The 14,098-nt window shown below is 46.6% G+C and carries 12 protein-coding genes and 1 pseudogene; 9 read left to right on the forward strand and 4 right to left on the reverse strand.

Annotated elements, in window-relative coordinates; all coding sequences use genetic code 11:
• Positions 1–46: 46 nt before the first annotated feature.
• From MHH76_RS04605 to MHH76_RS04615, 3 genes are all read right to left on the reverse strand, one after another.
• On the reverse strand, positions 47–625 hold the full coding sequence (locus MHH76_RS04605; protein ID WP_026580631.1) for a class I SAM-dependent methyltransferase: 579 nt from the start codon (positions 623–625) through the stop codon (positions 47–49).
• A gap of 106 nt (positions 626–731) precedes the next feature.
• Positions 732–1,709, reverse strand: a complete 978-nt coding sequence (locus MHH76_RS04610) for a glycosyltransferase (RefSeq protein ID WP_026580630.1) — start codon at positions 1,707–1,709, stop codon at positions 732–734.
• Between the two features lie 153 nt (positions 1,710–1,862).
• Positions 1,863–2,201 carry a winged helix-turn-helix transcriptional regulator gene (locus MHH76_RS04615; RefSeq protein WP_020450605.1) on the reverse strand — a complete coding sequence of 113 codons (339 nt, stop codon included), beginning with the start codon at positions 2,199–2,201 and terminating at the stop codon, positions 1,863–1,865.
• Positions 2,202–2,431: 230 nt separating this feature from the next.
• On the opposite strand from MHH76_RS04615, the gene MHH76_RS04620 reads away from it, so the two are divergent.
• The 4 genes from MHH76_RS04620 to MHH76_RS04635 all read left to right on the forward strand — a co-directional run bounded on the left by MHH76_RS04620 (position 2,432) and on the right by MHH76_RS04635 (position 7,018).
• Positions 2,432–2,890, forward strand: coding sequence for a DoxX family protein (locus tag MHH76_RS04620; protein ID WP_020450606.1), 459 nt, complete (start codon positions 2,432–2,434; stop codon positions 2,888–2,890).
• Positions 2,862–3,722, forward strand: a complete 861-nt coding sequence (locus MHH76_RS04625) for a VOC family protein (RefSeq protein ID WP_043054189.1) — start codon at positions 2,862–2,864, stop codon at positions 3,720–3,722. Before MHH76_RS04620 ends, MHH76_RS04625 begins: the two co-directional genes overlap by 29 nt.
• A gap of 160 nt (positions 3,723–3,882) precedes the next feature.
• Entirely contained in the window at positions 3,883–5,481 is a 1,599-nt protein-coding gene (locus MHH76_RS04630; RefSeq protein ID WP_020450608.1) for a glycoside hydrolase 43 family protein, read from the forward strand.
• A complete protein-coding gene (locus tag MHH76_RS04635) occupies positions 5,471–7,018 on the forward strand; it encodes a glycoside hydrolase family 43 protein (RefSeq protein ID WP_020450609.1) in 1,548 nt (515 codons plus the stop codon). The genes MHH76_RS04630 and MHH76_RS04635 overlap by 11 nt, the downstream gene beginning before the upstream one ends.
• On the opposite strand, the gene MHH76_RS04640 is transcribed toward MHH76_RS04635, so the two are convergent.
• Entirely contained in the window at positions 7,015–7,860 is an 846-nt protein-coding gene (locus MHH76_RS04640) for an AraC family transcriptional regulator (RefSeq protein ID WP_020450610.1), read from the reverse strand. The genes MHH76_RS04635 and MHH76_RS04640 overlap by 4 nt on opposite strands.
• 50 nt (positions 7,861–7,910) lie before the next feature.
• Here MHH76_RS04640 and MHH76_RS04645 point away from each other — a divergent pair, with 50 nt between their 5' ends.
• The 5 genes and pseudogenes from MHH76_RS04645 (at position 7,911) to mprF (ending at position 13,989) form a co-directional block, all read left to right on the forward strand.
• The gene (locus tag MHH76_RS04645; protein ID WP_020450611.1) at positions 7,911–9,383 is read left to right on the forward strand and encodes an extracellular solute-binding protein; all 1,473 of its coding nucleotides are present in this window, start codon (positions 7,911–7,913) and stop codon (positions 9,381–9,383) included.
• A gap of 128 nt (positions 9,384–9,511) precedes the next feature.
• Positions 9,512–10,105 (forward strand): NAD(P)H-dependent oxidoreductase, encoded by a 594-nt coding sequence (locus tag MHH76_RS04650; RefSeq protein WP_020450612.1) that lies wholly within the window; start codon positions 9,512–9,514, stop codon positions 10,103–10,105.
• The gene (locus MHH76_RS04655) at positions 10,102–10,713 is read left to right on the forward strand and encodes an NUDIX hydrolase (RefSeq protein ID WP_020450613.1); all 612 of its coding nucleotides are present in this window, start codon (positions 10,102–10,104) and stop codon (positions 10,711–10,713) included. The genes MHH76_RS04650 and MHH76_RS04655 overlap by 4 nt, the downstream gene beginning before the upstream one ends.
• Before the next feature lie 14 nt (positions 10,714–10,727).
• Positions 10,728–11,256: pseudogene (locus tag MHH76_RS04660) on the forward strand (YfiT family bacillithiol transferase).
• A 180-nt stretch (positions 11,257–11,436) separates the two neighbouring features.
• Complete coding sequence (mprF, locus tag MHH76_RS04665; RefSeq protein ID WP_035339172.1) at positions 11,437–13,989, forward strand: bifunctional lysylphosphatidylglycerol flippase/synthetase MprF; 2,553 nt, start codon at positions 11,437–11,439, stop codon at positions 13,987–13,989.
• Positions 13,990–14,098: the final 109 nt, after the last annotated feature.

Raw genomic sequence — 14,098 nt, forward strand, 5'->3', positions numbered from 1 at the left:
TTCACAGGTTATCCGCATTAGCTCGCTGCATGCCAATTCCCGTTTATTATCTTTTTTTGCAGTTCAGCACGTAAATTTCATTCTTCAGCTGTTCAGATGTTTTAATGACGACTTTTTCGCTGCCCTGAAAATCCAATATGCCGTCGTATCTTTCGATGACTTCGTCAATATGTTTGAAGTGGCGGACATGGGCGCGAGAATCATAGTTAGGCACAGAAATCACCATATCGCTCCCTTGAGGAAGACTTGATAAAAACGCCTTGTCTTTCTCGATATGCTCTAACACTTCCAGCAAAACAAAAACATTGTATTTTTGCAGCATCCGGACGATCGCCTCGTCATATACATTCCCTTCGATGAAAGTAAACGAGGGATTATACCTTTTGGCTTCTTCAAGCATTCCTTTGGAAAAATCGATGCCTAAATATTTTCTGTATCCTTTGTCATATAAAAGCTTTGCGAATCTCCCTGTGCCGCAGCCAATATCAACAATCGTTTCATCTTTGGACTCCGGCAATAGACGTGCAGCTTCTTCATACACCTTTTTCCAAGGGCTTTTTTCAAGCGGAATCAGATGTCGGTCAATAAATTGATCATAAAATTCAGCGGGCATTTCCGTTCCCATGTTTTTCACCTCGAAATCTTTTAAATCATCAGTAATAGAAATATATGTCCGAAAAGAAAATGCGTGCGGGAACAATCCCGCCGGATAAGAAAAATGGATCCATTCATCACCGTTTCCGCTGCTCCAAAAAATCTATTATCGCGTCTGCTATTTCTTGTGCGCGCGCATGATAGGTATGCCGCGAATGAACGAGACGGTAGCCGTTGTCTGTGATACGCTGCCTTTCTTTTTCGTTTTGAAGATAGTATTTTGCCTTATCATAAAAGTCTTCAACTTCACAAGCAATGAAATGGGTGCCGTCTTTAAAACCAAGATCGTAAATATCTTGATTTGGTTCCGCCAGCAACAACGTTCTGCAGGCAGGAGCTTCAAAAAATTTCAACAACGGATAGCGAAGGGTGCTTCCGCACGTGAAAAATATCTTGGCCCTGTTCAGTTCCTGGGCATACTTTTCATTCAAAAAAGCCTGCTTGATTTCTTCTTCATCAGTTATGACATTGCCGGGATGGGGGTGGTGAACAAACCCTTTTTCATGCTTCATGGTCTGCAGTACAGCTTCCCTAAAAAGGTACTTTCCTTTTGGAGGGTATCTTTTGTTTCCTTCATGCACGAGCCCCATGAGCAAATAGTCTATCGTTTTTTTCAACTTCCAGTCCTTGAATATTTCTGGATCAACTGCCCATGGAACCCATCTGAATTTTTCTTCATACTGGGGATATTCATTTAAAAAATGCTCTTTTGTCACTGAAAAAATTAAATCAATTTGGTTTTCTTCGAAATAGCTGCTTCTGATCTGTTGATTAAAATGAGAATCGATCACAAACGCGCCGGTGGGGATGTTTGTATCCTTGAGCCCCCTTATGTTTGGGGATAATGAGAAGCCGTAGGCAATGTCGTAGTGGAAAATGAAATCAGGGCGAAATTGGATTTTGTCCAAAATATCCGGAAGATAGCCGTCTGTATGCCAGTACATGACTTCGGCAAACTCCTCCAGAGATTTCATCATTTTATACTTTACTTCATGTTTGGGCATGGTCTTCCAAAACGTTTTAATCAGAACTAATATTTTCAAGCATCTCCGCATTTCTTTCTCCTCTCAGGAAGTAATCTTTCCCTATTTAATATATGAGGATTAAAAATTGATGTTCAGGCAAGCATGAAAAAGGCGGGGATCTGAAAAATATGCGGAATAAAACGGCAAAACAAAAAGGCGATGCACCTGAGATGCACGCCTTTTTTAATGATTTTCCCGTTCATTGGCGCCGTCCGGATCGATCCATTCCTGCGACCATTTTTCCATTCCTTTAAGGACCGATTCGAGCGCCTGTCCTTTTTCAGTCAGGGAGTATTCGATCCGCACCGGAGTTTCTGGATACACGTGCCGGTGGATGATGCCTTCGTGTTCGAGTTCTTTTAATCTTTCGGATAACAGCCTTCCGCTGATGGGAAGGGAAGATTCTATATGGCAAAACCGCTGCGGGCCGTTAAGAAGCTGGTGAATGATGAATCCATTCCAGCGCTGACTTATCATTTTCATTCCTTTTTCGAATTTCGGACATAAAGATGATAGGCTCATATTTCTCACCTCTCTAGGTCTATTATAACGGTATATCAATGAATGAGCAAAGCTCATAAAATGTCTTGACGTAAGTTTCTTATTTATATATACTAACTTACACAAAGTAAGTAACGAACGAAAAAAGGAGGACACTGCAGACTTCTTATGCGGATGATATGTTGATAGATGGATAAAGTTGGTGTACGTCATTGGTCTTTTAAATAAAAAATAAACTAGAGGAGAAAATAATGAACAACAAATACGAATTAGGTGCATTTATTTTACGTTTGGTTACCGGTCTTACATTTTTGCTTCACGGTCTTTCAAAATTTCAAGGCGGGATTGAAAATACTGTAGGATTTTTCAGCAGTGTCGGAATTCCGGGCTTTCTCGCCTATATCGTAGCGATTATCGAATTGGCCGGAGGGGCTTTAATGATTCTCGGGCTCGGTACGCGTGTGATTGGCCTTTTATTTGCGATTGTCATGCTGGGGGCCATTTTCACTGTTAAGCTATCCGCCGGATTCATGGGAACGGATGGAGGCGCAGGCTATGAATTTGATGTAGCGCTTCTTGCAATGTCTGTATACTTGGGCTTGAGCGGAAGCCGCATGCTGTCTCTTGATGGTTTATTCCGTTCCAAAGGGCAGGAGAAACCAAGGAAAGAAGGAAAAACAGATGACGCAGCAAATCCACCCGGGCACTGAGCTCGGATATGTGAAGCTGAAGGTGAGCAGTCTTGAAAGATCGGTTTCTTTTTACAGGGATGTGATCGGTTTTCAAGTATTAAAACGTGACGGAAAAACGGCGGAGTTCACAGTTGACGGGAAAAATCCGCTTCTGATTATTGAGGAAATTCCAAATGCTGTTGTGCTGCCTGAAAGATCGGCAGCAGGCCTTTATCATTTTGCCATTTTGCTTCCAAATCGCAAGCAGCTCGGCATGGCTGTGAAGCATTTGCTCCGCTCCGGCATTGAACTCGGCCAGGGAGATCACCTTGTCAGCGAGGCGCTTTACTTGTCAGATCCTGATCAAAACGGAATTGAAATCTACCGGGACCGCCCGTGCGAGGGCTGGAAGCGTGATGAACAGGGGAACTACGTGATGGGTACGGAGCCGGTTGATGTCCAAGGTCTTCTTGAAGAAGCCGATGGTCACGAATGGAAAGGTCTTCCCCCTGAAACAAAAATCGGACACGTCCATTTTCATGTCAAGGATTTAAAGCTGGCGAAAGAATTTTACCACTCTGTGCTGGGATTTGATATTACAGGAGATTATCAACACATGTCAGCGCTTTTCGTCTCTGCCGGAGGCTACCATCACCATATCGGCTTAAACATCTGGGCCGGACAACATGCGCCATTTGCTCCACTTAATGCGGCAGGCATGGCATATTACACGGTTCTTCTCCCGAGTCAGGCGGAATTGGACTGCATCGTGAAAAAACTGAAAAGCTCAGGTTATGCCGTTGAGCATCAAGAAAACGCATGGTTTGTTAAAGACCCGGCTTCAGGCATTGATATCAGGTTGACTGCTTGAAAAGGCGAAACTTTAGTTTCGCCTTTTTTTTATGCCATTCAATCAAAGGACAACAATAGCAAAGAATGAGAATAAACAGACATTAATAACAAAGATTCAGGGGCGGCAGCTGTGCTAACATGAATTTGAAAAATTGGAAATGAAACAGGGGTGAAGGTTGATGGCAAAAAGCCTGACTGGCAAGGCGAAACATCCGCCTGTCTGGAATCCGAATGTTGACGGCGGGCGGTTTTGCAATCCCGTTCTTTTCATGGACTACTCAGATCCCGATGTCGTTCGGAAAGGCAGCGACTTTTTTATGGCGGCCTCGAGTTTTTCCTGTTTTCCCGGAATTCCCGTTTTGCACTCGACAGATTTGGTGAATTGGTCTTTGATCAGCCATGTGTTTGACGAGCTCCCCTTCGGCGAATACGAGGCCCCTGCTCACGGCAAAGGAGCATGGGCGCCGAGCATTCGGTACCATAACGGGGAATTCCTGGTGTATTTCGCTACGCCTGATGAGGGAATCTTTATGAGCAAAACATCAGATCCGTTTAAAGGATGGGAGCCTCTCATACATGTCAAAAAGACAAAGGGCTGGATTGATCCTTGTCCATTTTGGGATGACGACGGAAATGCCTATTTGATCCACGCCTATGCCAACAGCAGAATCGGAATCAAGAGCAAGCTGAATCTCTGCCGAATGAAAAAAGACGGAACGGCATTGGAAGACGATGGCGAGATCGTCTTTGACGGTACGCTGAACCACCCTACCATTGAAGGGCCGAAACTGTATAAAAAAGACGGCTATTATTATATCTTTGCCCCGGCTGGAGGGGTGAAGACAGGCTGGCAGACGGTTTTGCGGAGCAAGCAGATTTACGGTCCCTATGAAGATAAGGTTGTCCTCCACCAAGGAAATACAGCGATTAACGGTCCGCACCAGGGAGGCTGGATTGAGCTTGATTCTGAAGAATCATGGTTTATCCACTTTCAAGATCGCGGAGCATTCGGCAGAGTAGTACACCTTCAACCTGTCCGCTGGATCGACGGCTGGCCGTTGATGGGCGAAGACATAGACGGCGACGGGATCGGCGAACCTGTTTTGCAATGGGAAAAGCCGAAGACAAACGCCAAAGAAGTGAAACAGCCCTTTGACCATGCCAATGATGATTTTTCTTCAGATCGCCTTGCGCTTCATTGGCAATGGGAAGCGAATCCGAAGCAAGACTGGTACTCTCTCAGCGCCACTCCCGGCCGGCTTCGCTTGTACAGCCGCGGCATCCCGCATCCGTTCAAACTGAGCCGTCTGCCGAACCTTCTGATGCAGAAATTTTCGGGCCCAAGCTTTACAGCAACAGTCAAATTGTCGCTAAACGCCTTCTCGGACACTATGCTGGCCGGCTTGGCTGTAATGGGAAGGGAATACGCCTATCTCGGCTTTTCGAAATCGGAAAACGGCTATCGGCTTTCTGTATACAAAGGCCGTATGGAAGGTGAGCAGGAAGATGTCAAAACAGAAGAGCACGGTGTACAGGCGGAAACGGTCTATTTGCGCGTGACTGTTGATGAACAGGCGGTGTGCCGTTTCAGCTACAGCATGGATCAGCGTCATTTCACACAGATTGGGGATTCGTTTCAGGCTGTTCCCGGGCGATGGACGGGTGCCAAGGCAGGTGTATATTGCACGGATACCGGAGGAGCAGACGGACAGGACGGCTGGTGCGATATCGATTGGTTCAGGGTCGAACCGGCAGGAGGGGAATGTCATGAATGGTGAACACACATATACGAACCCGGTGTTGACCGGTTTTCACCCAGATCCTTCAATTATCAGAGTCGGGGAAGATTTTTACATGGTGAACTCAACGTTTCAGTATTTCCCGGCAATCGTTATTTCCCACTCTAAAGATTTAGTCCATTGGAAGATCATCGGCCACGGAATTACGGAGAATGACGGATTGGATCTGTCTGATATCAATGATTCACACGGCATTTGGGCGCCCGATATCTCGTATCATGACGGAACCTTCTACATTTTCGCGACACACAGGCTGAACGGACCGACCGTCATCAATGGACGAGAGCTGATCCGCAGACAGATCATGATCAAGTCCAGCCGTCCTGAAGGCCCTTATTCAAAGCCCGTTTTCATTGATGAAGGAAGCGGCATCGATCCGTCTCACTTTGTTGATGACGACGGGAAACACTATATGCTGCTCAGTCCTGCTTGCACGCTCTTTCCTTTAAATGACGAGTGCACAGAAGTTTCCGGCGAGCCGGTTCAGATTTGGGAAGGGACCGGGAGAAGGGCGCCTGAAGGGCCGCATGTGCTGAAAAAAGACGGGTATTACTACGCGATATTGGCGGAAGGAGGCACCGGATATTCCCACTCGATCACGACAGCCCGCTCGACGCATTTGTACGGTCCTTATGAGCCCTGCCCGTATAACCCGATATTAACGCAGACAGACCCGGATGCTCCGATTCAAAGAGCGGGGCACGGCAAGCTCGTTGAAACCCAGAATGGAGAATGGTGGGCGGTGTATCTATGCGGGCGGCCCAATGAGGGAAACTATACAACGGTTGGCAGAGAGACCGCTTTGGATCCCGTCGAATGGAAGGATGACGGCTGGTTTGTCATCAACGGCTTGAACGGCCCGAGTCTGATCCAGCGCGCTCCCAACCTTCCTCCGGTCAAATGGGATGAAAAGACTTTCGACGATTTTGACGATGATACGCTCGGTCTTGACTGGCAGTTTGTCAGAAATCCCGACCATTCAGGCTGGTCTTTGACCGAAAGACCGGGATATCTCAGGCTATGGACAGGTGATTGGGATTTACACGACATCCGCGCAAAAAATACGGTCGTCAGAAGGGAAAAGCACCACCAATACAGCGCCGGCGTGAAACTCGACTTTTCACCTGCGGCGTCCGGCGAGCAAGCGGGGATCGTCTGCTACTACAGCACGCATAATTATTTGAAATGCTGTCTGACCTATGAAGAAGGATTAAAGATCAAGGTCATGGAAAATCGCTCCGGCTTCCAAAAAACGCTTGGGGAAAAACATGCCGAAGCCGGCCCGCTGTATTTAAAAGCCGTCATCAATAAGCAAAAGAGGGATTTTTACTACAGTTATGAAGGGAAGCATTGGCATCACGCAGGCGGTACTTATGATGCCCGTTTCTTAAGCGATGAGGGGTCGCGTGACGCAAAAGGACATACAGGAACGATGGTGGGGGTATTCGCCAATAATGGCGGAAGCGGCAGAAAGGCCGCCGCTGATTTTGACTGGTTCCGTTATACCGCATATTAAATGTCTCTGCTTTTTTTCCTGTATTGAAGCGGCGGGATGCCGACGATTTCTTTAAATACTTTATTAAAGTGGCTGATATGCTTAAAACCGGTATCCGCGGCGATGTCCAATATTTTCTCGTCTGTATCACGAAGCCGTTTTTTCGCTTCGCGGATTCTGATATGCCGGATATACTCCTGAAGATGAAAGCCGGTCACTTTTTTAAACACTCTGCTTAAATATGATGGGCTGATATAAAATTGTCCGGCCAGCCCGTTTAATGTCATCGTTTCTTGAAAGCTGCCATTGATATATGAAGCGATTTCCGAGATTTTTTCATCCATCGGGTGAAGCGGCCGTGTTTGATTGCGTCCGCCGCCCGCAAGGCTCCGGTAAATGGTAAAAAGCAGCTGAAACAATAGCGCCCTCACGACATCTTCGTGTCCTTCTTTTTTCAGCTTGCACTCCTTCTTCATCTCCATCAGCAGGTGTTCGACTGCCGCCTGTTCACGGAGGGAAAATGCGATGAAATTTTGATGTTCCGGAAACGGAAGCAGCCGATAATGGCTGCACTCAAGCAATGGTTCAATGAAATTGTGCGAGAAATTAATCAGGATGCGTTCGAACTCTTGAACTTCCGTGCTTGACGTTCGGTGGAGGTCGTGGGGGTTGATGATGATCATCGAGCCTTTTTCCGCGGTATAGACGCTTTGGTTAATAAAATACGTGCGTTCTCCGCTGAGCAGATAATACAGTTCATAGCCTTCATGAACATGCGGCGCGTTCATCTCGGTAAATCCTTTTCTCTGCATATATTGAATCGAAAAAGAATGCTCGGCTATGAAATATTTAGGATGGAGCATGTCGGGCATTCCTCCTTGAAAACGTTTTCTTATCAAGCGGGAGGGATCATATGAAAAAGTTATGTTGCCTGATCTTGATCTTGGTTTTTTCAGCGGGCTGCACGCAGCAAAAGGCGTCAACAGAAGAGGGCGGGGCGCTTGAAATCGATTGGCTCGTACCGCTCCACACGCCGCAGCCTCCGAAGGAGAAGGCGCTTGATATCATTGAAGACAAAACGAATACAAAGCTGAAGCTCATTTGGGTTCCGGATTCAACAAAAGAAGAGCGGATCAATACAACGCTTGCTGGCGGAAGCATGCCTAAAGTGATGACATTGCCTGATCTTGAAGATTCAGCGGTTGTCAGCGCGCTGCGTTCGGGAATGTTCTGGGAAATCGGTCCGTATTTAAAAGACTATCCGAATTTAAGAACGCTTGATAAAACCATTTTAAAAAATATCTCGGTTGATGGCAAAGTTTACGGGATTTATAGAGAAAGGCCGATGGCCAGACAGGGAGTCGTGATTCGGAAAGATTGGCTCGACAATCTCGGCTTGGAAATGCCGGAAACCGTTGATGACCTTTATAAAATAGCAAAAGCGTTCACAGAACAGGACCCCGATCAAAACGGAAAAGACGATACGATCGGTCTTGCCGACCGCAATGATCTCACCTTCGGAGCGTTTAAAACCTTGGCTTCGTACTTTGGCGCACCGAATGAATGGGGGACCGACGAAGACGAAAATCTGTTTCCTTATTTTAAGCATGAGGCCTATAAAGACACAATGGCATATATGAAAAAGTTTTATGAAGAAGGCCTGATGAACCGGGACTTCGCGGTGACAAGCAAAACGCAGCAGCAGGATTTAGTGATTCAGGGAAAAGCGGGAATCTACATCGGCGCAATGAGCGATGCCATGAACTTGCGTGATCAGGGACTCGCTTTGAATCCCGAATTTCAGCTTGAGATCGCAAACCGGATCAAAGGCCCCGACGGCAAGGAGCGCACATGGGCGCTCGGCGGCCATGGCGGGATGTTCGCCATTTCGAAATCAAGCGTCAAGACTGAAGAAGAGGTCAAAAAAATTCTCGCATTTTTTGACAGAATCGCTGAAGAAGACCTCAACAATTTAATGCTGTATGGAATAGAAGGCGTACACTATGAAAAGAAAGGCGACAGCGGCTATTTTCGAAAACAGGAATACTACCATCTGTGGGAAGCGGAAATTCAGCCGTTAAACCAGCTGATCGGCATCAATAAACAAGCTTTAAAAAGCGCTGAAGATCCACTGCGCGCCAAAAATGAAAAGCTTGAGGAGGACAACCGGGCAATCGCAGTCCAGAATCCGGCCGAACCGCTGTATTCCGCCGCACAGATGGACAGGGGAACAGAATTGAAGAAAATCATCGATGACGCCACATTCAAATTTATTCTCGGGGAAATCAATGAAAAAAGCTTTGACAAGGCAGTCGTAAAATGGGAGAAGCATGGCGGCGGAACGATTATGAAAGAGCTGAATGAAGATCTGAAAAAGGCAAACTAAACAGAAAAACCCTTTCCGTTTTTTCAAAAGGAAAGGGTTTTTCATCATATTTGCTCCAAGTTCATTTTCTTTAAATTCTGCAAAATAAACAATATAATTCCATCAAAGGACGAAAAGGAGGAAGCGATATGCAGACTGCCGTTATATATGCACACCCAAATCCAAACAGTTTCAACGGAGCCATTTTAAATCAAGTCATAAAGGCGCTTGAGGACGGTAAGCATTCTTATGATGTCATCGATTTGTACAAAGACCGGTTTGATCCCGTTCTTTTATTTGATGAAAAGAAGAGGCGCTCTGATATGAAGCGCGACCCGGAAACCGCCGAATATCGAAGAATTGTCAAAAACGCCGACCATCTGATTTTCATTTATCCGCTTTGGTGGGGCGGGATGCCGGCGATCATGAAAGGATTTATTGACCGCGTTTTTGCAGCCGGAGAAGCTTATACATATCAAGGAAAGCTGCCAAAAGGCCTGCTGAAGGCGCCTACGGCTTCGGTTTACTACACGGCTGACGCCCCATCATGGTATTTGCGGTTTTGGCGGCGGGATGCCGACTGGGTGACGGTTAAAGATGTGATGTTGAAGTTTTGCGGCGTACGGCGGGTAAGGCGACTGCTGTTTGCCGGTGTGAAAGACAGCTCCGACGGAAAACGAACGCAATGGCTTGACCGTGTCTACCGGTCTATAGCTCCTGCAGATCGGGGGATCAGCGAATGAAAAAGGATCTGAAATGGCTGGATTGGGCGAAGGAAATTCAAGCCATCGCCCAGGCGGGGCTTGCCTATACAAAAGATGACTTTGATCGTGAACGTTTTGAGCGGCTTCGCGAGTTGAGCTGTGAAATTATCGCCGATTATGCGGAAACCGATTTCTCAAAAGTGAAAGAGCTTTTTGCCGGAGAATCGGGCTATCAAACACCTAAAGTCGATGTGAGAGCCGTGATTTTTAAAGATCATAAGCTCCTCCTTGTCCAGGAAAAAGCAGACGGTAAATGGGCGCTGCCAGGCGGATGGGCAGACATCGGCTTTACGCCGAAAGAAATTGCGGTTAAAGAAACGCTTGAAGAGACAGGTTTGAAAGTCAAGGCGCACAAACTTTTGGCGGTCATTGATAAAAAGCGCCATAACCACCCTCCTTCCGCCTTCCACATCTATAAGCTGTTTATTGCCTGTCAAATTGTCGGAGGCAAGGCGGAAGCGGGGATGGAAACGCAAAACCTTGGTTTTTTCCCATTGGAGAATCTGCCTGAATTATCTGAAGCAAGGAATACGTATGAACAGATCGAATACCTTTTTGGAAAGCATGATGCAGTGTATTGCGACTAGGGGAGGAACAGACAATGGATCAGTTGAAATATCCGATCGGCACTTTTTCAAAACCGCTTGAAGCGGAAGAAAGGGAACGGAAAAAATGGATCGGGGATCTGAAGCAAGCGCCGCATCTCCTGAGTAGCGCGGTGGCGGGACTAAATGAAGAACAGCTTGATACGCCGTACCGGACCGGAGGCTGGACTGTCCGGCAAGTCGTTCACCATCTTGCCGACAGCCATATGAACGGCTATATTCGAAGCAAATTGGCACTGACTGAGGAGGCGCCTTTGATCCGCACGTTTGACGAACAGAATTGGGCCGGACTTACCGATGCCAGAACGCTCGATCCGGCTTTGTCGCTGGCGCTTTTGAACACGCTGCATCTGCGCTGGACCGCTTTTTTTGAATCTTTAACAGAAGCGGATTGAAAAAGCGTACATTTATCCTGACACAGGAGAGGAAATGAAGCTGTATCAAGCGCTCGCTCTCTATGTGTGGCACTCACACCACCATATTGCCCATATTACAGAGCTTCGAAAAAGAATGGGTTGGAACTGAAAAAACGCGCCGCTGCGCGTTTTTTGTTTACCGTTTGTTTTCAGGGGGGATGGTTAACACTAACATAACAGCAGAATCGTTGGTTTTTGCTTTTTCTAGCCGGTAAATTAAGGTAAGATATATGAGTTATCACTCAAAACGTGATGGATTTATCCTGTGATTAGAGAGAAGTGGTTTTTCATGAAAAAAAATGCGCTGGCGATTTTAAGGATTGTAATTCCGGCGGCTGTTCTTTTGTTTGTCTTTTTTCAAGCGAAAAAAGAACTGGCCGGGCTGTCTTTTAAAGCAACATTTTTGATTATCGATCAAATTAATCGGGTTGACCTGTTTATCCTTGTTTTTCTCGGACTTGCCGCCATTTTGGCGATGACATTATACGATTTTGTTCTGGTTCGCTCCCTCGGAATGAAGGTTTCGAAATGGAAGACGATCAAGGTGTCCTGGATCGCTAACTCGCTTAACAATGTTCTCGGGTTCGGCGGATTGTCCGGTGCAGGATTGAGAACGATCCTTTACAAAGAGCATGTTGATGATGTGAAGAAGCTGATCAGGGGGATCGCATGGCTTGCGTCTTCGATTCTTCTCGGGCTGTCTGTCCTCTGCCTTCTCGTCCTTGCCGGGATTCTGCCTGCCGGAGATCTGTTTACAGAAAAAGCGTGGGTGCTGCTGGCTGTTACCGGTACGGCGATAATCGCTCCCGGTGCGGCCATCATTTTAATGATCAAAAAGAGGAGAAGCGCAGGAGCCGAAAAAGGCATGCGGCTTTCGGTCTTCTTTTCGTATTTGGGTGCATCTGTGATCGAGTGGTTTGCCGCTGCAGCGGTTATGTATTATTCCCTTGTAACGATGGGGGTCGATTTAGATGCGAAAACCGTTCTCGGCGTTTTTACAATTGCATCTGTAGCCGGAATGATCAGTCTCGTTCCCGGCGGATTCGGTTCGTTCGACCTGCTTTTTTTGGTGGGGATGAGCAAGCTTGGGGTTGATCAGGAAATCACTCTGACGGCGATTGTGCTTTACAGGCTTGCCTATTCGTTTATCCCTTTTGTATTCGGCCTTATTTTTGCAGCAGCCGATTTGACTGGGAATACAATGAAGAAGCTCGAAGAAAAGCCGATTATTGCCCCGGCAATAGAAACGACCAATATTCTGTTGATTTTACACAGAGCGCTGTTATTCAGACTGCTGAACGGTTCGCTTTCAGTCATCGCGTTTTGCAGCGGAGCGATTGTGATCGCATCCGTGGCGCTGCCGATTGACAGGATTACATTGATACCGAATATTCCGAAGTACATGCTGGTGTTTTTTAACGGCTTGGCCCTCAGTTTCGGCTTGATTTTGCTGATCCTGCCGCTGGAGCTTTATCGGAGGACAAAGAGATCTTATTATATGACGCTGACCGCTTTGGTTCTTGCCTTTCTGTTCACGCTTTTTAAAGGTTTTAATATTAGCGCGGTCTTCATGATTCCTGTGGTATTTGTCCTGTTTGTCCTGCTGAGGGGGCAGTTTACAAGGGAGCGGGCTGTCTACACATTTGGGCAAATCGCATGGGGAGCTTTTATCTTTCTCTTTACTTTGCTGAATTACAATATTATCGCTTCAAACATTTGGGAGGCGCTCGGCCATATTCTCGTAAAAGATTATTTCATTCACAGTGAACGCCATGTCGACTTCGCGACGTTTTTTGCATTATTTTTCGTTCCGCTGTATTTCGTTGTTTTCATCTGGACGTTTAACAGGAAAACGAAAGAGGTCGGTGAAGCTCCTGACCCGGAGAAACTGGAGGCATTCTTAAAAGAAAAAGGCGGAAACGCTTTGAGTCATTTGGGTTTTTTAGGTGACAAGCGGTTTTTTTATTCAAGCGACGGGAATGCGCTGATTCAATTCGCCAAAGTCGGCCAGCGTCTCGTTGTGCTCGGCGACCCGTCCGGCCTGGAAGGCTCGTTTCCGCTCGTGATCAAAGAATTTCTTCATACGGCTGACCAAAAAGGGTATCTTGTCATTTTCTATCAGATCGAACGAGAAGACATGGGGCTCTATCATGATTTCGGATACCGTTTTTTCAAGCTTGGAGAAGAGGCGATTGTCGACCTTGACACCTTTACAATCACCGGAAAAAAGCGGGCCGGGTTAAGGGCGATTCACAACCGCTTTGAACGGGAAGGGTATACATTTCATGTCGAACAGCCGCCGTTTTCGGCAGAATTCCTCAACGAGTTGAGGCAGGTATCTGATGAATGGCTCGGCCGAAAAAAAGAAAAAGGCTTTTCGCTCGGGTTTTTTCATGAAGATTATTTGCAGAAAGCGCCGATTGCCGTTTTAAAAAGCGAAGAAGGCGAGATCGTCGCGTTTATGAATATCATGCCGATGTACCGCGAAGGGGAAATATCCATCGATCTGATGCGCTATTCGAAGAAAGCGCCGAAAGGAATCATGGATGCGCTGTTCATCTATTTATTTCAATGGGGAAAAGAACAGGGCTACACGGCCTTCAATATGGGAATGGCCCCTTTATCGAATGTAGGGACATCGTTTCAGTCATTCTGGACGGAGCGATTAGCCGCTGTGATTTTCAACAATGTCAGCTACATGTACAGTTTTAGCGGACTGCGGTCTTTTAAAGAAAAATATAAACCGGTTTGGCGGGGAAAATATTTAGCCTACCGGAAAAACCGATCTCTCCCGGTGACGATGATCCTTGTGACGAGGCTGATCGGAAGGAGAACGAAGTGAGGCCGTTTTTTAAAACGGTCTTTTTTAGATTGCCATTGTAAGAAGCAATGAAAGGCGGTATACTGCAAATGATTGGAAGGAAAGGATCGAACTCGACAAATGGGGGATC

The sequence above is a fragment of the Bacillus sp. FSL L8-0193 genome (assembly GCF_037976065.1).
GTDB lineage: Bacteria > Bacillota > Bacilli > Bacillales > Bacillaceae > Bacillus > Bacillus paralicheniformis.